This is a genomic window from Pseudotamlana agarivorans (genome assembly GCF_018860245.1).
Taxonomy (GTDB): domain Bacteria; phylum Bacteroidota; class Bacteroidia; order Flavobacteriales; family Flavobacteriaceae; genus Pseudotamlana; species Pseudotamlana agarivorans_A.
Genome location: NZ_JAHKPD010000013.1, coordinates 255,718 through 276,070 on the forward strand (window position 1 = coordinate 255,718; position 20,353 = coordinate 276,070).

The 20,353-nt window shown below is 34.5% G+C and carries 18 protein-coding genes and 1 pseudogene; 14 read left to right on the forward strand and 5 right to left on the reverse strand.

All coding sequences use genetic code 11. The features are described 5' to 3' along the window. From uxaC to KO493_RS09680, 6 genes are all read left to right on the forward strand, one after another. Positions 1–1,413, forward strand: a complete 1,413-nt coding sequence (uxaC, locus tag KO493_RS09655) for a glucuronate isomerase (protein ID WP_216067753.1) — start codon at positions 1–3, stop codon at positions 1,411–1,413. Positions 1,414–1,458: 45 nt separating this feature from the next. After that, the gene (kduI, locus tag KO493_RS09660) at positions 1,459–2,301 is read left to right on the forward strand and encodes a 5-dehydro-4-deoxy-D-glucuronate isomerase (RefSeq protein ID WP_216067754.1); all 843 of its coding nucleotides are present in this window, start codon (positions 1,459–1,461) and stop codon (positions 2,299–2,301) included. Positions 2,302–2,304: 3 nt separating this feature from the next. Beyond that, the gene (locus KO493_RS09665; protein WP_216067755.1) at positions 2,305–3,099 is read left to right on the forward strand and encodes a gluconate 5-dehydrogenase; all 795 of its coding nucleotides are present in this window, start codon (positions 2,305–2,307) and stop codon (positions 3,097–3,099) included. Between the two features lie 182 nt (positions 3,100–3,281). Continuing rightward, positions 3,282–4,253 carry a TRAP transporter substrate-binding protein gene (locus KO493_RS09670; protein WP_216067756.1) on the forward strand — a complete coding sequence of 324 codons (972 nt, stop codon included), beginning with the start codon at positions 3,282–3,284 and terminating at the stop codon, positions 4,251–4,253. Between the two features lie 3 nt (positions 4,254–4,256). Further along, positions 4,257–4,715, forward strand: a complete 459-nt coding sequence (locus KO493_RS09675; RefSeq protein WP_216067757.1) for a TRAP transporter small permease — start codon at positions 4,257–4,259, stop codon at positions 4,713–4,715. Positions 4,716–4,717: 2 nt separating this feature from the next. Then, a complete protein-coding gene (locus KO493_RS09680) occupies positions 4,718–6,013 on the forward strand; it encodes a TRAP transporter large permease (protein ID WP_216067758.1) in 1,296 nt (431 codons plus the stop codon). 145 nt (positions 6,014–6,158) lie between these two features. Here KO493_RS09680 and KO493_RS16050 read toward each other — a convergent pair whose 3' ends face one another. Continuing rightward, a complete protein-coding gene (locus KO493_RS16050) occupies positions 6,159–6,266 on the reverse strand; it encodes a T9SS type A sorting domain-containing protein (protein WP_216067817.1) in 108 nt (35 codons plus the stop codon). Positions 6,267–6,729: 463 nt separating this feature from the next. Further along, positions 6,730–6,882, reverse strand: coding sequence for a hypothetical protein (locus KO493_RS09690; RefSeq protein ID WP_216067759.1), 153 nt, complete (start codon positions 6,880–6,882; stop codon positions 6,730–6,732). Positions 6,883–6,978: 96 nt separating this feature from the next. Here KO493_RS09690 and KO493_RS09695 point away from each other — a divergent pair, with 96 nt between their 5' ends. The 4 genes from KO493_RS09695 to tnpA all read left to right on the forward strand — a co-directional run bounded on the left by KO493_RS09695 (position 6,979) and on the right by tnpA (position 9,268). Next, positions 6,979–7,491 carry a hypothetical protein gene (locus KO493_RS09695; RefSeq protein WP_216067760.1) on the forward strand — a complete coding sequence of 171 codons (513 nt, stop codon included), beginning with the start codon at positions 6,979–6,981 and terminating at the stop codon, positions 7,489–7,491. Continuing rightward, on the forward strand, positions 7,488–8,174 hold the full coding sequence (locus KO493_RS09700; RefSeq protein ID WP_216067761.1) for a hypothetical protein: 687 nt from the start codon (positions 7,488–7,490) through the stop codon (positions 8,172–8,174). The genes KO493_RS09695 and KO493_RS09700 overlap by 4 nt, the downstream gene beginning before the upstream one ends. A gap of 121 nt (positions 8,175–8,295) precedes the next feature. Beyond that, the gene (locus KO493_RS09705) at positions 8,296–8,769 is read left to right on the forward strand and encodes a hypothetical protein (protein WP_252723203.1); all 474 of its coding nucleotides are present in this window, start codon (positions 8,296–8,298) and stop codon (positions 8,767–8,769) included. Positions 8,770–8,863: 94 nt separating this feature from the next. After that, entirely contained in the window at positions 8,864–9,268 is a 405-nt protein-coding gene (gene tnpA, locus KO493_RS09710) for an IS200/IS605 family transposase (protein WP_216067818.1), read from the forward strand. Positions 9,269–9,342: 74 nt separating this feature from the next. Here the strand turns inward: tnpA and KO493_RS09715 are convergent, their stop codons facing one another. After that, positions 9,343–9,747 carry a hypothetical protein gene (locus KO493_RS09715; RefSeq protein ID WP_216067762.1) on the reverse strand — a complete coding sequence of 135 codons (405 nt, stop codon included), beginning with the start codon at positions 9,745–9,747 and terminating at the stop codon, positions 9,343–9,345. A 546-nt stretch (positions 9,748–10,293) separates the two neighbouring features. Here KO493_RS09715 and KO493_RS09720 point away from each other — a divergent pair. The 4 genes from KO493_RS09720 (at position 10,294) to KO493_RS09735 (ending at position 17,525) form a co-directional block, all read left to right on the forward strand. Beyond that, positions 10,294–13,380, forward strand: coding sequence for a SusC/RagA family TonB-linked outer membrane protein (locus KO493_RS09720; protein ID WP_216067763.1), 3,087 nt, complete (start codon positions 10,294–10,296; stop codon positions 13,378–13,380). 20 nt (positions 13,381–13,400) lie between these two features. Next, a complete protein-coding gene (locus KO493_RS09725; RefSeq protein WP_216067764.1) occupies positions 13,401–15,179 on the forward strand; it encodes a RagB/SusD family nutrient uptake outer membrane protein in 1,779 nt (592 codons plus the stop codon). A 13-nt stretch (positions 15,180–15,192) separates the two neighbouring features. Further along, complete coding sequence (locus KO493_RS09730) at positions 15,193–16,932, forward strand: hypothetical protein (RefSeq protein WP_216067765.1); 1,740 nt, start codon at positions 15,193–15,195, stop codon at positions 16,930–16,932. Positions 16,933–17,060: 128 nt separating this feature from the next. Beyond that, positions 17,061–17,525, forward strand: a complete 465-nt coding sequence (locus tag KO493_RS09735) for a hypothetical protein (RefSeq protein WP_216067766.1) — start codon at positions 17,061–17,063, stop codon at positions 17,523–17,525. A gap of 142 nt (positions 17,526–17,667) precedes the next feature. Here KO493_RS09735 and KO493_RS16090 read toward each other — a convergent pair. Together KO493_RS16090 and KO493_RS09745 are read right to left on the reverse strand one after the other, a co-directional pair. Further along, positions 17,668–18,804 (reverse strand): annotated as a pseudogene (locus tag KO493_RS16090) (transposase). A 94-nt stretch (positions 18,805–18,898) separates the two neighbouring features. Then, the gene (locus KO493_RS09745) at positions 18,899–19,948 is read right to left on the reverse strand and encodes a T9SS type A sorting domain-containing protein (protein WP_216067767.1); all 1,050 of its coding nucleotides are present in this window, start codon (positions 19,946–19,948) and stop codon (positions 18,899–18,901) included. Between the last annotated feature and the right edge of the window lie 405 nt (positions 19,949–20,353).

The window sequence follows — 20,353 nt, forward strand, 5'->3', positions numbered from 1 at the left end:
ATGGCTTCAATACGTTCAAAAACTTTTATCGAAGATAATTTTTTATTGAATTCTGATGCAGCGATTAAACTGTATCATGATTTTGCCAAGCCTATGCCGATTATAGATTATCACAATCATTTGTCGCCAAAGCAAATTGCAGAAAATAAGCCAATGGCTAACATTACTGATGCTTGGTTAGATGGTGATCATTATAAATGGCGTGCCATGCGAGCTCATGGTGTTGATGAGTTTTTTATAACCGGAAAAGCATCTAAGGATGAAAAGTTTGAAAAATGGGCGCAAACCGTACCTTATACGTTGCGTAATCCTTTGTTTCATTGGACGCACTTAGAGCTTAAACGCTATTTTGATATTGATGCTGTTTTACAAGAAAGTAATGCCAGTCAAATTTACAATAGCGCTAATACGGTTTTAGAAAATAAAACACCAGCACAGCTTTTAGAGGCTATGAATGTTGAGGTGATTTGTACCACAGATGACCCTATAGATGATTTAAAATATCACAAGGCCATTGCTGAAAAAGGCTTTTTTACTAAAGTTTATCCAACTTTTAGGCCTGATCAAATATTCTTAATTGATAGTGAAAAATTTACAGCCTATTTAGAAAAATTAGAAGCCAGTGTCGCTTTTCCTATTCAGAATTTAACTGATGTGTTAAAGGCGATTTCACTGCGTGTAGATTTCTTTCATGAGCATGGTTGTAGGGTTTCAGATTTCGGATTAGAACAAATTTATGCCTATTCGTTTACTGATGAAGCTGCCGATGCTGTAGTAAAGAAAAAATTATCGAGAGAAACGCTGTCTGAAACTGAAATAAATACCTATAAGTCTTGCATTCAGTATCATGTTAGCAAATTATACCACAAGAAAAACTGGGTACAACAATTTCATTTAGGAGCCCTTCGAAATAATAACAAACGTTTATTAGAACAGTTAGGTGCCGATTCTGGTTGTGATTCTATGGGTGATAATACCCATGCAAAATCGATGTCTGCATTTTTTGATAGGCTCGATTATGAAAACTGTTTAGCTAAAACCATAAGCTATAATTTGAATCCGTCTCAAAATGAAGTTTTTGCCACGATGATGGGAAATTTTAATTCTGGTGATTGTGCGGGTAAAATGCAGTGGGGGTCTGGCTGGTGGTTTTTAGATCAAAAAGACGGTATGGAAAAACAATTGAATGCCTTATCAAACTTAGGCTTGTTAAGTCATTTTGTTGGCATGTTAACCGATAGTAGAAGTTTTCTGTCTTTTCCAAGACATGAGTATTTCAGACGTATTTTATGTGATTTATTAGCCGAAGATTTAAATAAAGGTCTGGTGCCAAATGATATAGAATACCTAGGGAAAATGGTGCAAGATATCTGTTACTACAACGCCTTGAACTATTTCAATTTCGAAAAATAAAAGAATTAATAAGACAATAAATTAGTCCTAATTAAATAAAATATCATGAGTATAAGTTATGAAAGTCGTTATGCTTCAAGCCCTAAAACGGTAAAAGCATACAACACACAAGAATTAAGAGATGAGTTTTTAATAGATAACCTCATGCAAGTAGGTAAAATAAATTTGACCTATTCGCATTATGATCGTTATATCGCTGGTTCTGCAGTTCCAGCTGCCGAAGCTTTAAAATTAGAAGCGATAGATCCTTTAAAAGCCTCTTGTTTTTTAGAACGTAGAGAATTAGGAGTTATCAATGTAGGCGGAAACGGAACCGTTACTGTTGATGGGACGCGTTATGATTTAGGTTTCAAAGATGCACTCTATGTTGGTATGGGAAATAAAGAAGTGGTCTTTGCAAGCGATGACGCTAGTAATCCCGCAAAATTCTATTTAAACTCTGCACCAGCCCACACCAATTACCCAACAAAAAAAGTAAGCAAAGCTGAAGCTAAAAAATTAGAATTGGGATCTTTAGAAACAGCAAATCACAGAACCGTTAATCAAATGATTATTGGTGGCGTGGTTACCAGTTGCCAATTACAAATGGGTATGACTGAACTTAAAACAGGAAGCGTATGGAATACCATGCCAGCACACGTTCATGATCGTAGAATGGAAGTGTATTTTTACATAGATATTCCAGAAGAACAAGCTGTTTGTCATTTTATGGGTGAGCCACAAGAAACACGCCATATTTGGATGCAAAACGATCAAGCGGTTATTTCTCCACCATGGTCGATTCACTCAGGGTCAGGAACTTCAAATTACACCTTTATTTGGGGTATGGCAGGAGAAAATTTAGATTATACCGATATGGATGTTGCTAAAATCACAGATTTAAGATAGGCAATGGCAACAAATTTATTTAACGTAGAAGGCAAAGTAGCCTTAGTAACAGGAAGTACACATGGTTTAGGTATGGCTATGGCTAGAGGTCTAGGCCTTGCTGGTGCAACCATTGTTGTTAACGGTAATTCTTCACAAGATAAAATTGATGACGCTGTTGCGGAATATCAAAAAGAAGGTATAAAAGCTGTGGGTTACAAATTTAATGTTGCCCAAGAAGATCAAGTGATTGAAGCTGTTTCTAAAATTGAAAAAGAAGTAGGGGCTATTGATATTTTGATCAATAATGCCGGTATTATTAAACGTACACCACTTTTAGAAATGGAAGTTGCCGATTTTAAAGAGGTCGTTGATATTGATTTAGTGAGCCCTTTTATTGTGTCAAAACATGTGGTGAAAAACATGGTAAACAGAAAGCAAGGTAAGGTCATTAATATTTGCTCTATGATGAGCGAATTAGGCCGTAATAGTGTTGGAGCTTATGCTGCAGCTAAGGGCGGACTTAAAATGCTTACCCAGAACATGGCTACCGAATGGGCAAAATACAACATTCAAGTCAACGGTATTGGTCCAGGTTATTTTGCAACCTCACAAACGGCACCTATTCGTGTAGATGGTCATCCATTTAATGACTTTATCATCAATAGAACGCCAGCAGCAAAATGGGGTGATCCTGATGATTTGGCTGGAGCAGCTATATTTTTAAGCTCTAAAGCTAGTGATTTTGTAAATGGGCACGTGGTATATGTAGATGGCGGTATTTTAGCGACCATTGGAAAACCTTCAAACGAAGACTAGATGCACATTTTTTCAGAATAGCTAAACAAAATTTTAAAGGTGTCAATTATTTAATAATATATAATTCAGATAAAAAATATTTACGTTAAAGTATATTTTTAAAAAGTAAAAAAGACCTTAAGTACTACCATAGTTACTGTAGCTAAAACATTGAGCTTAGAAACTAGAAAACCAATAAACTTATGACAAAACAAATCATATTAATACTGTGTGTGTTTATGTGTTTTAGTTGCAGTGAACTTTCTGAAACTAAAACCATAAAACTAGCCCATGGTTTGGATATAAACCATTCTGTGCACGTGGCCATGGTTAAGATGGGTGAGGATTTAAAAGAAATTTCTGAAGGAAAATTAGCTTTAGAAATTTATCCAAACCAACAATTGGGTTCTGAGCGTGAAGCTTTAGAACTTCTACAAATAGGAAGCTTAGACATGACTAAAGTATCTGCGGGTGTTTTAGAAAACTTTGCACCTAAATTAAAGGTATTCGGACTACCATTTGTGTTTAGAGATAAAGCACATGCTTATTCGGTTTTAGATGGTCCTATTGGTCAAGAACTGCTAAACGAAAGTGAACAATATTGGTTAAAAGGCCTAGCTTATTATGATGCTGGAAGTCGTAGTTTTTACACGAAAGATAAACCTATTGAAACTCCTGAAGATTTAAAAGGACTTAAAATACGTGTGATGGAGAGTATTACAGCCATGAACATGGTTAGTGCCTTAGGCGGTTCTCCAACACCTATTTCATGGGGGGAGTTATATACCTCATTACAACAAGGTGTTGTGGATGGTGCTGAAAACAATCCACCAAGTTTTTACCTCTCTAGGCATTATGAAGTATGTAAATTTTACACTTTAGATGAACATACAGTTTTACCTGATATTTTATTGGTTGGAACACCATTTTGGAATCGATTATCAGACCAAGAAAAGGCATGGGTACAAGAAGCCGCAAGTCGTTCTGTGCCATACCAAAGAGAACTTTGGGCTAAAGCCGAAACCGAAGCTCTAGAAGAAGTTAAAAAAAATGGAGTGACTATTATTAGACCAGACAAGTCTTTGTTTTCTGAAAAAGTTCAAAGTATTTATGAGCAATTTCAAACAGATCCCGAAATGGCTAAACTCATTCAACAAATTCAAGAAACGAAATAAGCTATGATAAGAGAAAAATTAGATAAAATTCTAAGTGCATTCTTAGTAATTATCATGGGGGTTATGGTGATTAATGTACTATGGCAAGTATTTACAAGATATATTATAGGAACACCAAGTTCATTTACCGACGAGTTAGCGCGGTATCTTATGATTTGGGTGGGACTACTGGGGGCAGCTTATGTTTCTGGAAAAAATATGCATGTAGCAATCGATATTATTACACCTAAGTTACAACCAAAAACACAGAAAAAACTGAGAATTGTTGTGCTATCGCTCATAATTCTCTTTTGCTTTTTTGCACTTGTTATAGGTGGATCTAGACTGGTGTATATCACCTATATTTTAGGACAACATTCACCAGCACTACACCTTCCATTGGCTGTAGTATATTTAGTTATTCCACTAACTGGATTACTAATAATCTATTATAAAATTGACGACATTAAAAATTTAAACTAATTATGGATTATATACCAATACTTGTTTTAGTCATAAGCTTTATCGGCCTGCTTGCTATAGGCACTCCAGTTGCTTGGAGTATTACCATTTCATCTGTGCTAACCATGTTAGTAAGCATACCAGCACTACCAGCATTTACAACTGTAGCGCAACGGTTGGGGGCTGGTTTAGATAGTTTCGCTTTACTTGCCATTCCGTTTTTTGTCCTCTCGGGGCAACTCATGAACAAAGGAGGAATAGCGCATAGGCTCATTGCATTTGCCAAAACCATTGTGGGATCGCTTCCTGGTGGATTGGCTTTAATAAACGTGATTGCGGCAATGCTTATGGGGGCTATTGCTGGTTCGGCTATGGCTTCGGCTTCAGCTATGGGAAGTATTCTAGGTCCGGAAATGGAAAAAGAAGGATACTCTAAAGAATTTGGAGCCGCTGTTAATATTACTTCAGCTACAACAGGACTAATAATTCCACCTAGTAACGTCTTGATTGTATATTCACTTGCTAGTGGTGGTGTGTCTATTGCTGCTTTATTCTTAGCTGGATACGTGCCTGGAATTTTAACGGGTTTGCTTTTAATGCTAGTGGCTTCCTTTTGGGCTAAAAAGAAGAATTATAAAATTGGAGAGCGTAGTCCTTTAAGTCAAGTGTTTAAAACTTTTATTAATGCTTTTCCAAGTTTACTTTTACTTTTTATTGTTATAGGAGGTATTGTAACCGGTGTATTTACGGCTACTGAAGCTTCAGCAATTGCTGTATTGTATACTTTAATATTAGGTTTTGTTTACAAAGAAATTGGCTTTAAAGATATTCCACAAATTCTGTTAGACTCTACGGCAACAACTGCGGTGGTAATGCTTCTAATTGGGGCTTCGATGAGTATGTCTTGGGTGATGTCTTTTGAAAATATACCTCAAAATATTAGTGATGTGCTGTTGGGTATTAGCAATAATAAAGTTGTGGTACTTTTAATTATTAACCTCATTTTATTATTTGTTGGAATTTTTATGGATATGACGCCTGCAGTGCTCATATTCACGCCAATATTTTTGCCCGTAGTTACTGCTTTAGGAATGGATCCGGTTCACTTTGGAATTATCATGGTGCTTAATTTATGTATCGGACTCTGTACACCACCCGTGGGCTCCGTACTCTTTGTAGGGGTAGGTGTGGCACAAACGACTATTGAAAAAGTAATAAAACCACTGTTGCCACTATTTTTAGCCATGGTTTTAGCTTTATTCTTGGTAACTTATTTTCCAGAATTAACACTTTGGTTGCCAGGGTTATTTGATTTGTAATAATTATTATTTGAAGGGCGTTTGTAGAATTGTAAAACCTTCGATGTAGAATGAATACTTCTAACAAGGCATAGATTAATGAAGTTGTATTTTTTACCAGTAAGAGTTATGAAATTGTTCTTTGGTCATTGAAAAAATCAAAAATTTATTGTTTTATGAATTTTTTGGTTGTTACATAGTTTTGGTCTGTCACTTTCAAAATATAAACTCCTTGTGGTAGTTGACTTATATCTATTGTATTGCTTTTTTTGATCCCCTTTTATTTGATATTATATGATTTTGTTTGGTGAGTAAGAAAATGAAAAAAGCCCATAAACATAATGTTTACGGGCTTTTAGTGGAATTTAATGTATTCCTTGCGGAGAAAGAGGGACTATCCAAAATCTCATTTTTTGAGATTTTATAGGACTTATAAGGTCCCTTAAGATTTAGTGACACCGAATTTGCCCCTTTTTAACAAAACTTTAAGAGTTTTGTGGGTTCACGCTGAATGTGACTTCAAATAGGCGTAAATGAATTCAAAATATATTCTTATGAAGGTATCATAGTAAATTTTCGAGAAACGTACCAATTATTAGGACTTATCTCGAAAGTTTACTAAATTCTTGCCATTTAACTACTACAAATGGAATTCAATTAAAAAAAACATTATAATGGTAATTTTGGTAGTTTAAAGTTATTATTTTAATCAGTATAGTGGTAATCTAAAATGATACTTACATTTCTAATATAGTAGTGCCTTCTTTTCTACAAATTTTACTTTTAGTTCCAGCACTTAAAAACTCATTTTCAGAATGCATCTCAGTAAAGTAGTTTTCAACCGTTTTAGAAAGTTGTTTATTTGTGGAACATACATATTGAATTTTCATTATATATATATTCAGTTGGTTATTTTACTTTAATTATCTAAATTCGTGTTTTGCAATTCGCGATTCGCGAATTGAGAATCAATAAAGATAAGAGTTATGAAGCAGCACAATGGAATGCGACCACAAGATTTAGTTATTTTACTCAAAATCATAGCTAAAGGAGAGGAAGACTGGTTGATGAAAGACATAGCTTATGAATTAGGAATAAGCAACAGTGAAATTAGCGAGTCTCTCAATCGAAGCGTTATAGCAAGATTAATTTCTAGCGATAAAAAAATGGTAATGAAATTGGCGTTATTGGAGTTCCTAAAATACGGTTTGAAATATGTTTATCCTCAAAGACCAAGTGGATTAGTTCGTGGCGTTGTGACAGCGCATAGTGCAGAACCTTTAGTTAATAGTATTCAAAGTGAAGAAGTTTATGTTTGGCCATATGCCGAAGGTAAGGATAGAGGGTTTTCAGTAGAGCCACTTTATAGTAAAGTTCCAGAAGCAGCATTAAAAGATAGATTATTACATGAGTTATTAGCCTTAGTAGATGCTATTCGTTTGGGGAATGTTAGAGAACAAAACATAGCAATAGAGGAACTTGACAAGCATTTCAATTGAAAAATACAATCATAAATCGAAAGATTATTAAACGTGTTGCTGAGGCATTACGTGAATTAAACGATGAAGTCATTTATGTTGGTGGAGCAACAGTAAGCTTATATGTTAATGATCCTGCTGCCGATGATGTGCGACCTACAAAAGATATTGATATTAGCATTAAAATTGTGTCACTTTCTCATCTTGAGGAAATCAGAGAAAAGTTAGTTGCAAAAGGTTTTAAGCAAACAGCAGATGTGGATGTCATTTGTAGATTTAAACTTGATGATATATTAGTGGATGTTATGGGAACAAAACCGGTTGGGTGGGCACCAGCTAATCCTTGGTTTGAAGCAGGATTTGAGAACAGAGAGCAAATGGATATTGAAGGACAAACCATAAATATAATGCCATTACCTTATTTTCTGGCAAGCAAGTTTGTAGCCCATTCAGATCGAGGAGGGAACGATCCAAGAATGAGTCACGATTTTGAAGATGTTATCTACATCCTAGATAATAGAACAGATTGGCACGAGATAGTTGATAATGCAGATAAAGAGGTTAACATTTATTTGCTAGAACAATTTCAAAATATTTTAGAATCAAGCAGGATGCAAGAAGCCATTTTAGGGAATTTGTACTATGAAACACAGGAAGTGCGGTACAAAATGATAATGGAAAAAATAAAATCTCTTTTCAGATAATGGCTGTTTTAGAGCAGGCTTGATTTTTGTTGAAAACTACTGTTATAATAAAAAAAGTAGACCCGATAATACCTGTTTTGTTTTCTTATTTTAGAGGCTTAATAATACTCTATAATAGTAAATGGCATTATTTCAAGCATCCGTACTTAAATCTCATCTCGCTTTACTTGATGAAACAGTCATCGATAAAGCATATAAAAAGTATCAAAAATACTTTTGGAACACCAGCATACAAGAAAACATTAAAATAGCTAAAGAAGAGCAATATCAAGCCACCTTTTTTAATGAGCTGTTTGTTAATATTCTTGGCTATACATTGTTTCCAAACCCAAATCCGAATTTAACTACCGAGTTTAAAAACGAAAAGAACGCACGTAAAGCCGATGGTGCCATCCTTTTAAAGGATACTGCAATAGGAGTTATAGAGCTTAAAGGCACAAACACTAAAGATTTAGAAAGCATACGTAAACAAGCCTTTGATTATAAAGCCAATCAAAAAGGCTGTATCTACGTGATAACATCAAATTTTGAAAAGCTTCGGTTTTATATCAATGATGCCACCGAATTTGAAGAATTTAATTTATTATCTAGTTAAGGGTTAAAACCCTGCAATTTCATTGCAGCTACTTTAGTTTCTATAAATGTTTTAGTTTTGTTATATGTGAAATTATCGCAAGAATTCACATTCAATAACAAATTTAAGCTGTCATATTGTTTGGGCCACGAAATATCGTTATCCTGTTTTACAGGGAGATATTCAGCATCGGTGTCGTGACTTACTGATTCAGATCTGTAATTCTGAAAATGTACAAATCTTAAAGGGTGTTGTAAGCAAGGATCACGTCCATATGCATGTTGAGTTTCCTCCATCGTTAAGTATAAGTGTATTGGTGAAGAAGCTGAAAGGTCGTTCATCAAGAATGTTGCAACAGGAGTTTCCGAAATTGAACAAACAATACTGGGGTCGCCATCTTTGGGCTGTTGGTTATGGAGCGTGGAGCATAGGAAAGATAACAGATGAGATGGTTCAGGAATACCTTGAACACCATAAGGGAAAGCCCAATTCAGAGAAAGGTAATTGGATATTAGAGTAACGTAAATAAAGAATTTCATTCTTTTTTTTGAAACTATGGATTTTAAATCCATAGTGGTTTATTATAAGTAGTTCTTAATAATTTATTGAAAGTCCTAAACCATTCCTATTTGCCATGAGTTTTAATTCAGGTTTAAGTTTATTAAAAGGTGTTAAATTCAATGATGAGTTATACAATTCTATAGCTTGATTTGCTTTTTTATTTGAACTCAATTTAATTGGAATTGCAATAGCTATAAGTCCAACCCCAATTCCTGCTAAAGCCCAGTTTGCATCTCCGCCAGCAATAGTTGTTCCTATTGGAGCGCCAATTAGTCCACCACCAGCAATTTCGAAGATTGATGCGATCGTATTATTTAAACGGGCTGTTTTTATTAAATCAAAAGTTTGTTGGTTAGATGCCAATTTTTTTTCCAAATCTTTCAATGTCATGTGATTCCCATTTTGGAGGTATATGTAACCTCCAAATACTTTTGTCATTTCAATTTTTTGAGCGTTACTAAAAGTGATTGTTGCTATGGCAAAAATTAAAGCTAAAATTTTTTCTTTAAGATTCCGTTCGTTGAGAATTTTATTTGAGAATGACGCTATTTGTTGGGAGGTATAACTTTTGATTAAACTTAAATGTGTAATGTTTTGATTTACTTCTGATTATTGCTAAATTAATAACCAGCAAGTAAATTTTCTAAATTTTGTGCTCAGTCTAATTTAGTAATATTAAAACTTTGCCACTATTCAATAGGAACAGGGTATAGAACTAAATCAAAGGAATTTTAAATATTGAAGAGGGAATACTTCCTTGATTATAGGGGGTTAATCAATTGGTCATTCCGAAATTAACTAGATTATAATTTAAGTATAACTAAGGTAAAATTGATTAAGCAAAAGGTAATTGAACGAAATAAAAAAGATTCAATTAGATTTAATTTTACCAAATCTCAAAACCTATTTAAATTATAGTGTATTAAAGTCTGAAATACATTATATAAAAATTATTTATCAAATTTGGTAATTAAAACTAACTAAATGAAAATTAGAAAATTATTATTCAAAAAAAGCTTAGCAAGTCATGTCGTACTTATTTTCGTGGCATTGTTATGTAATTTAAATGCAAGTTCGCAGTCTATCACCGTAACCGGTACGGTTACAGGAGGTGGAGAAGGCGGGGACTATCTGCCAATTCCGGGAGCCACAGTTATGGTTCAAGGCACCAATAGAGGTGCTGTAACAGATTTTGATGGTGAATTTATCATTGACGCTAACATTGGTGATGTCTTAGTTGTTAGCTATATTGGCATGCTAACGGAAAAAGTAACTGTTAAAGGGAAAACGGTAAATATCACTTTAAAAGAAGACCACGATGAGCTTGATGAAGTGGTTGTGATTGGTTATGGTTCTGTTAAGAAAAAAGAAATAACAGGAGCTGTAACTCAAGTAAAAGCAGAAGATATTACATCTGTAGTAACTTCCGACTTAGCCTCTGCCTTACAAGGGCAAGCTTCAGGTGTTAATGTTGTAGCATCCTCTGAGCCAGGAGGTGAAGCTCAAATTCTTATTAGAGGTATTACATCTTTGTCTGGTGATAATACACCACTTTATGTAGTAGATGGTATTGTTCAAAATGGTGACCCAAATATTCCACCAACGGAAATCGAATCGATTAACATTTTAAAAGATGCTGCTTCAACCGCTATTTATGGTGTTCGTGGTGCTACTGGTGTTATATTAATTACTACAAAACAAGGTAAACCAGGTTCGCTTCAAGTGAGACTTAATGGTAGTTATGCAGTACAACACCGAAATGCAGCGATTCCTTTAATGAATTCGCTAGAACAAACTTATGCCGATATCATACAAAATAGAAATGTAAACGGTGGTTTTGATGATGAAACTGGTTTGCAAATAAAACAGCAAACCACTGGCTTTCAAAATGAGACAAATATAAACGATTTAATCTTCAACCAAAATGTACCAACCCAAAACTACAATATGAATGTTTCTGGAGGTTCAGAAGATATCACTTATAACGTAAATCTTGGTTATTTTGATCAACGTGGATTGCAAATCAATTCAGGGTACAAACGTTTTAATGTTAGAGCTAACACGGTATACGAAAAGAATAAATTAAGAATTCAAACTAGTGTAGCGTTAAATACAGATAAAAGAGAGATTCCACAAGGGTTTTTGCTATCTCAATCTATTGTTTACAGGCCAACACAAAACGGTATTAATATAGATAATCAAGATGATTTTCAACAAGGTGGAGATGATGTAAATCGCTTAGGTTGGGTATTAGAAAGTTTAAATACAACTAATGTATTAAAAACAACACGGTCTAGTGCCACGTTAAACCTGGACTACGAAATAATAGAGGGGTTAAATGTTACTGGTAATTTTGGACTTACTAGCATAAATAATATAGGGAAAATAGAGAGGCCTTATACAGAAATATATAACACCCAAGACCCACCGCGTTTACAAAGTCAGCCAGAAGACGCTTATATTGACATGAGAACGCGGTTTACAACAAATGTTTTGACCGAATTAGGAGCAACCTATACAAAGACTATTAATGATGCCCATAATTTAACATTTACTTTATTTGGTACTGCAGAACAAAATGCGAGTGAGGCTTTTTCAGCAAGAAGAAATGGCTGGACTAATCCAAATGTTGATGTGCTTAATGGGGCTACGGGTACACAAATTGTAAACTCTGGATTTGATTATACAGATACTCGAATTGGAATAATTGGAAGGGTTCAATATGGTTATAAGGACCGTTATATCTTAAGCTCAAGTGTGAGACGAGATGGTTCTTCAAAATTCCCAGAACAGAATCACTGGGGAACGTTTCCTTCTATTGCTGCAGCTTGGAATATTTCGGAAGAAGCATTCTGGACTTCAGAGGCAATTAATAATGCGAGATTAAGATTAAGTAGCGGTACAGTAGGTGTTGATAGGTTTCAATCTTATGCGTTTTCAGCTGCTATAGAGCAAGATTTAAATTACCCTACATCTAGTGGTGGTTCAGGATTAGGAGCAGCTCAAACAGATTTTGTAAATTCAAATGTTGGTTGGGAGTCAACAACGCAAAACAATATTGGTTTCGATCTTGGTTTCTTGAAAAATAAAATTACGCTTACTGGTGAGTATTATCATTCAGATAAAACAAACATGTTATTCCCTGTATATGTACCACCTTCATCTGGAGGCGGTAATAACGCTCAAGTTGTACTTAATGTTGGAGATATGACCAATAGCGGTTTTGAGTTTACAGCCGGATATAGAGGTAAAGTAGGGAAAGTTAATTTTAGAATGAATGGAACATTCTCTACCAATGAAAATGAGATTACTAAAATTAATAATAATACCGAGTTTATCTTAACAGACGACAATGGTTTAGTAGGTAGAGCGCCACAGCAATCAAGAGTTACTGCCCTTGCGGTTGGTCATGAGGCCGCATCTTTCTATTTATGGAGAACAGATGGGATTATTGATACCCAAGAGAAACTTGCGGAGTATCAAAAAATAAATAGTAACGCACGTATGGGTGATACCCGTTTTATCGATCAAAATAATGATGGTCAACTGGATGTTGATGACCGCGTGTATAGTGGTAGTGGTTTGCCTGAATTTGAAATAGGTTACACATTCAATGCTAACTGGAAAAGCTTCGATTTTTCAATGAACTGGTATGCAGCTATTGGTCAAGAAATTATGAATGGTTTTAATGCTTGGGCTTATGGTTATGGCAGACATAAAGATTTGCTTTATCAATGGCAAGAAGCAAATCCGACGTCTACTATTCCTGCTTATGTAAACGATATGTCACGTCATCCAAATTATTTAGGATATAGTGATTTGTGGTTAGAAGATGGGTCTTACCTTAGGTTAAGACAAGTTTCTTTAGGGTATAGTATTCCTAGAAAGACCGTTGAGAATTGGGGTTTCAATAGACTTCGTTTTTATGTTAGGGCTCAGAACCCATTAACATTCACTAAATATTCTGGTTATAACCCAGAAGTTGGTGGTGGTATTTCAGCACGAGGCCTTGATAAAAACACAGGTCCAATTTCCTCACAGTGGATGTTAGGAATAAACTTTGATTTTTAATTTAACTCATATTAATTGTAATGAAACAACTAATTTTTAAATACATTTTTATCGCACTTACCATTAGCTTTATGGTCTCGTGCGAGAATAACGAATTTCTTACTGAAGAAAATCCAAACTTCATTTCAACAGAAACTTTTTGGACAAATCTTACAGAGACTGGTAATACTCTAAACGCTGCCTATGCAACATTACAGAGAAACGATTTACTAAATAAATTTGAGGAAATCCTGCGTTCTGATATGGCCTGGCCTGGTTATGGTCGCCCAAACCCAAGCAATACTGAAGAATTTTACTTACATACGTATACAGGTAGTTCAGATCCCGTATTAGGAAAATGGCAAAATGCCTACTTAGGTATATTTCGTGCAAATCAAGTTATTGAGGCCTTAGAGAATTTAGAGGTAACTGGTGATCGTGATTTAGAAGAATGGAAATCACAAATGGCACAAGCCCGTTTCTTGAGAGGCTTATTTCATTTTTATGTATATACTTCCTATAATGATGGTAGTATCGTTATTAGAGATGAAGTACCTAAGATAGAAGCCGATTTCAATAAAGCGCTTTCTTCAAAACAAGACGTTATTGATTTTGTAAGAACCGATTTAGAGTTTGCTTATAAAAATCTTTATAGAAATGGTGAATATCCAAATGATGACAAAGCGCGAGCAACATCTGGTGCTGCGGCCACTATTTTAGGTACAACCTACCTTTATGAATTAGATTATAATAATGCCATGGTATACTTTGATGATGTTATTAAAAATCATGGTTATCAGATAGAAACAGATCTTAGTAAAATGTTTACAACAGAAAATGGTGATTTTAATAGTGAATCTATTTTCGAAATTAATTTTTCTAAAGATCAAGTACGATATGACTTAGCGCCTTGGGAAGGTGAATCAGGAACCAATTGGGTAAACGTTAGAACCTCGCAAACTAAAGGTGCGGTAGCTCCAGCTTGGGCTGTACATGCGTATAAAACTGAACCTATGGACCCTTTAGATAATAGAAATTATTATGTGGATTATCAGGGTAATACGACTTTACGTCCAATGCCATTAAGATGTTCTGCAATGGTGGCTGTAGTTGATGACACTGAAACCGATTGGTACCTAGAGAAAACGTCAGAAAGTGGGCGTTTTGGAGGAAGAGACTGGGGATATGGATGGTGGAAAATTTATTCAAACCATGATATCGTTCTTGGTGAAGGCGATTTACCTGGAGGTCAAGCTTATTCTTATAAAAATATTGTACTAAATAGATTGTCTGATGTTTATTTAATGCAAGCAGAATGTAAAATTAAAACGGGAGCCACTCAAGAGGCGCTTGATTTGATTAATGAAATTCGTCAAAGATGGGGACTTGTCTCACTAGGTCAATCAGGAGGTGATACTTCTCATACTTATGATGGAGTTGCTTATACAGCAGATTCTTTAATGGAGCATTTAATGCGTGTTGAAAAACCTTTGGAAACTTCTATAGAAGGACACAATATTAGATTTCTCGATTTTCAAAGATGGAAAAAGTCTGATAATTACAGCTTTAAAAAGCGCTTAGGGGAACTAGCAAGTCAAACTTATTACGGTTTAAACTTTACATTTTATAGCTATGATACAAACGAGATGAAAACTAAATTTAATAATTCAAAAATCTACGTTGGTAGTGGTGCACCTTCTGAACCCCATATTGTGGTAGATTATGAGTTTAATGCCTCTTTTTTAAATTATGATGAAGAACGTCATGGCACGTACCCAATACCATTTGATGAAACAAGCTCTAATCCATCTATTAACTAATAAAACAATTATTATGAACAATATAAAATTAATACCATTTTTTATTGGCTTACTGTTTATAGTAAGTTGTGAAGATGAATATGCAGATTATACACCACCTCAAGATGATTTTGCAGATGTCTCTTGGCTAGTAGGATTAAATCCTAGCGTAGGTGTAGATGCTCAATTTGCTGTAAATCAAGATACAGGGATATCTTTCTTTAACTTGGCACAGGGTGCTGTAAGTTCGGAATGGATTATCACTGGAGAAGATAAGTTCTTAAAAGAAGGGTGGAATAACCAAGACTCTATTCCTCTTTTTATAGATGAAAGTGCTGGCTTAACTTCCTCAAAAGGAAAAGCACATATTATGTTAAGAAATAGTTTAAGTGATACAATTACCTTAATAAATAAATTCAAACAACCAGTTTCTTCCAATATGAGCGACGCGTATGAGGATTCTGTACTTGAAAAAGAGTACGAGGAAGACGGGTTATTTGTTTATGAAACAAAATTTGTTTTCGATGTATATGCTTATTTAAATCCTGCATTTTCGGTGTTTCAAGATGGTAATGAGATACTAACTATTACGGAAGACGATATGCCAAGTTTAGCAGATCAAGACAATTGGCCAGTAGTTGAAGTAGAGGCAGGAAATGGTCTTACAATTGTTAATAACTCAACTGAGGGTAGACCAAATGGAGCCACTTGGTTTTCACCTAACGGCGTACCAGCACAGTCAGGTGCTTTTGATCAAGCTACTATCAAATTTTTTAAACAGGGAACGTTTAATGCAGGTAGATTTCGTTCGATGAGAGTGTCTCCGTTACCAACTTCAAATTCAGAAAAACTGATTCCTCTGAAAGTGAAAGTTATCCAATCTTCTCAGCCCTTTACCTTTGATGGTGCTTTAGAAGAAGCTCAAAATGAAACAATTTCATTTAGAGTAAATGGAGAAGTGGTGCCTTTTTCAGGTCAAGAAAACAGTTTTACGGTAAGCGTAAAGAACGGCAATGGTTTCAATCAAAATATTCCAGTGGCAAATGCCAAGGTAAGTGATGATAATCCTATTTTTATTGAATTAGAATTATCGCAACCTATTTATAATAGTGATGAAATTACGGTGTCTTATACTGGAACAGGAATAGAGTCATTAGATCAAAGAACTTTAGAACCTTTTGGCCCAGAGTTAGTAGCTATGAATTTTGGAAACAATGTGTTGCCATCAAATGCTTGGGGTAGTTTTGAGCTTGATGGCGGTGGTGTAAATAACGCCTACGCATCCTCGAAATATTATATCCCACCAGGACAAGGTAATGACCAGTATGGTGACTTAATTTATGAACGTGTTACAACAAGATCATATACTGGTGGTGCAAGTATGCAATACAAATTACCAGATGTAAGTGCTATTCCTGTAGTTAACCTATTCGGTTTTGGTTTAGCAGATCCGAGCGGTTTGTCGGCAGGAACGTATAATGTTTCTATGTGGGTATATGTTGAACCAGGCACAACCCTACAAGGGTTTAAAATGGAATTTGGAAACCCTATTTATGAATATGATGTATTATTTGATATTTCTTCAATTGACAAAGGGAAATGGGTAAAAGTGGATGCTAATATCCCACTGGTTATTCCAACAGATTTGGGAGTTGGAGATGCAAATCGTAGAACAACCCTACGTGTTCTAGCGAGTGAAAATCCTGGTGTAACGGGACCTCAATTAATGTATTTTGATGAATTATCATTAGTTCCTGTAGAAGTTAGGCCATAATATGAATATAAAGAGGTGTGAAGCTTCCATAACTCTAAATTAGATCCTTAAAGGAAATGATTATATGGAAGCTAATTGCCTTGCTGTGAAAGGCGAAGTATGTACACCGAAAAAATAAATATAAACACATGAAAAATATAAATAAAATAATAGGGCTGTTACTACTAGTCGTTTCGATAGTGTCTTGCGAAGAAGAAAGCAAATTCCCAGAATCTAATATTGCACTAACACCAGTTTATAGTATTACTAATATTAGTAATGAATCGACTATTAAACAAATTAATGTTTATAAAGAGCAGCCACTTACCATTGAGTTTTTGACAGATGTTAATTTACTAAGTTTTGAATCAACTGGTTATAATGATGCATCTACTGATACAGATTATGTAATTAGTTGGACGGTAGAAAAAGAAATAATCACAGAAGATAGTGATGGCAACGAAGTTGTTGAAAATTTTTCTGTTGAGCGCTTAGTGAATGCAAGTAAAATAGATGGTATTGGTACTATGGATGTCGTAATTAATTATGCCGATAATTCTACGGTTACTACATTACATGATGTGACTGTACTTGAAGATGAAGTCTATAATTAACTACATATAATTAGAAATTAAAAAAGGTCGTCTAAAAAGTAATTTTTAGGCGATTTTTTTTTGTAAAATATCTTGCTTTCTGATTTGGTCTAAATTTTGGATTAAAAAAGGTCATTAAAATTAGTCAAGTTTGTTTAGACTGCTAAACGGTACTTTTAAGGTTATATGCCATAGCAATTAGTCCTATTTCAACACTAACTTTATCAATTCCTCTTAACATAAACCGATTAAAGTTCATGTTGTGTTTTATGTTTCCAAAAACAGCCTCATCATCCCAACATCGTTGCTTTCTCATAGCTATGGTCAATGTTTGTGGTGTTTCATCATAATTTTCAATATGCTCTGTTAGGTGAACTTTTAGCGTGGTGGTATCTGCTGTGGTCTGAGCTAAGGTGTAATTGGTGAGATATTGGTTATTAGTAGAAGCTTGTACATTATACCCAGGTTTAAGCTGGCCGTTTTGCATATGGTCGTCTTTCATTCTCATAAAAGTTGCATCAGGATCTGTTTTACTGTAACTATTTCTTTCCTTTAATATAGCTTCCTGATTTTGGTATTTAGCCATATTTGTTGGCCAATTTTTCTTAGCATAATTAAGTTTTTGCTTTACTTTTTTATCGATTTCTTTTCCTTGTAGTGCATCATTAATTTGATTGATAGTGGCTTCAATTTTATCTGCATCAATCGCTTCAAAATCCGGTGTATTTGGGATATGCTGCTCGTTTTTATAGACTTTTTCTACATAAGACCAAAGCTCTTTCAGCTGCCTTTTAATACGTTCTTTACTGGTTTTTTATTGACTTGCCCCATACAAAGGTATAGCGATTAGTATTTGCTTTAATCTTAGTGCCGTCTACATAACTATCTTATTAAAGTAATAACAGCCTTTTCAACTAAAAGTAAACGACTTGATGAAAAATTTTCTTTAAATGATTTTATAAGCGGTTTTCTTTAAAGTCATTGATCGTGTTGTGATCTGGTTTATTCCGCTCACTGAGCCACACAAAATGGATGTTCTCATTTAGAGCTTGTTCTATTTTACGTGAAGAACACAAATTACGTAAGTAAGCATAAATAATAACTTTAAGTAACATTCGTGGATGATAGCTTGAAATTCCACCACCTTTATAACTTTTTTCTAAGGCACTAATGTCGATATGGTTAATAATCGTATTACGATACGAACTGGATGATTGACAGGAACTAAATCATCATAACTGGGAGGTAAAAGACTTAACTCATCTTGGTTATAAGTCTTAAAAACTACTTTTCTACTCATTCTTAAATTTAAGAATTTACTTGAAAAATGGCAAAAAAAAAGACTGCCTTTTCAGACAGCCTCTTCGAACTAAATAAACTTAGTATAAACTAAACTATTCTTTTATGAATTTTTTTGTGGATACGTTACCATTATTTAAAGATAACTTTACAATATATATAGCGTTTTTCAATGAAGATACATCTAAGAAATCATTAACATCGCTAGCCTCTAAAACGATTCTTCCTAACGCATCAAGAACAGAGACTTTAGATATAGTTTCTTTTGTGTTGATAAATAATCTATCTTTTACTGGGTTAGGATACATTGAAAACTCAAAAGAATTTTTACTGCTAGTTGATAATAATGCATCATTCTTTGTAATAGACAGATGTCTTAAGTCTAAGCGACTTATTTCACTTGACCCAAAACCAAATCTTAACGCCCAGTTAAAAAAGTATGCTCCACTTCCAGTCAGTGCATTATATACTTCTGTCGAGATCCCTGAAGATACCGTAGATGTAGAAGAACCATTTGTGCCATTAATACTGTGAATTCTAGCAATTTTTGAAGAGGTTCCTTCATTAGTTCCAATGGTATACTCAATGACAACTTCGTATATATGTGCAGCATCTTCAGTTGTTAAAATTGCCGAGGCATCATCAAAAGCCGTTCCTTCTCCATTATTACTTAAAGCAATCTGATTAGTAGACCCTTTGTTAACAACCATCACACCTTCTCTATGCACGCCATTCCCATCTGCTCCTGAAGCTGGTGCATTTTGATCTAAAAGTCCTGTAAAGATCATCGGTTCATCTGCTTCTGTTCCATAAGATTGCCCAGAAAACCCATAATCAGTAACCGTTCTAATTGTAATAACGTCACCGGCTATTGCTGTAATAGGCTTACTATCAACAATAGCATAAGCGTAAAACGCTCCAGTGTTAACAACATCTTCGCCATTACCGGTTTGAAAAGCCGTCCATGTACTAGTATTACCAAAATGACCTGCATTCCAATCTGCATGAGCATCCAAATCTGCTTCAACAGCAGGAACGCCTGTATACGTTCCGTCAGAAAAATCGGAATCAAAAATGGTTTCTTGAGCGGTTCCTATAGCTGTGAAAGCAATAGTAAACAAATAAAGTGTGTAAATTTTTCTCATAATAAAAAGTTTTATGTTAAGTATTAGTTTAATATGTTGCTAATTTACAGTTGATTATCTTGATTGGGTTAATCGATTTTACCCCATACCTATCGTAGTTTATCTTGAGTAATTGTTTTACTGCTAATTTTGAAGTTTATAAAACTTAGAGCGTAATAAGGGTTTATTTATAATCAATTAGTATGCTAGTTGATTTTATTTCTACAATTAAGTTAAATAGCTAAACTCGGCATCTTAATTTATTTTGTAATGCCAATTATTGTTTTGTGAACTCTGAATTTCTTGAGAAACACGTGAAAAGTAGTAAAAGTTATACAGAGAAGATATATTAATGTTAATGTCGTTGATATAATGTTATGAAATCATTAATTTCGTAGGTAATACGTCTTAAATAACCTTATTCGC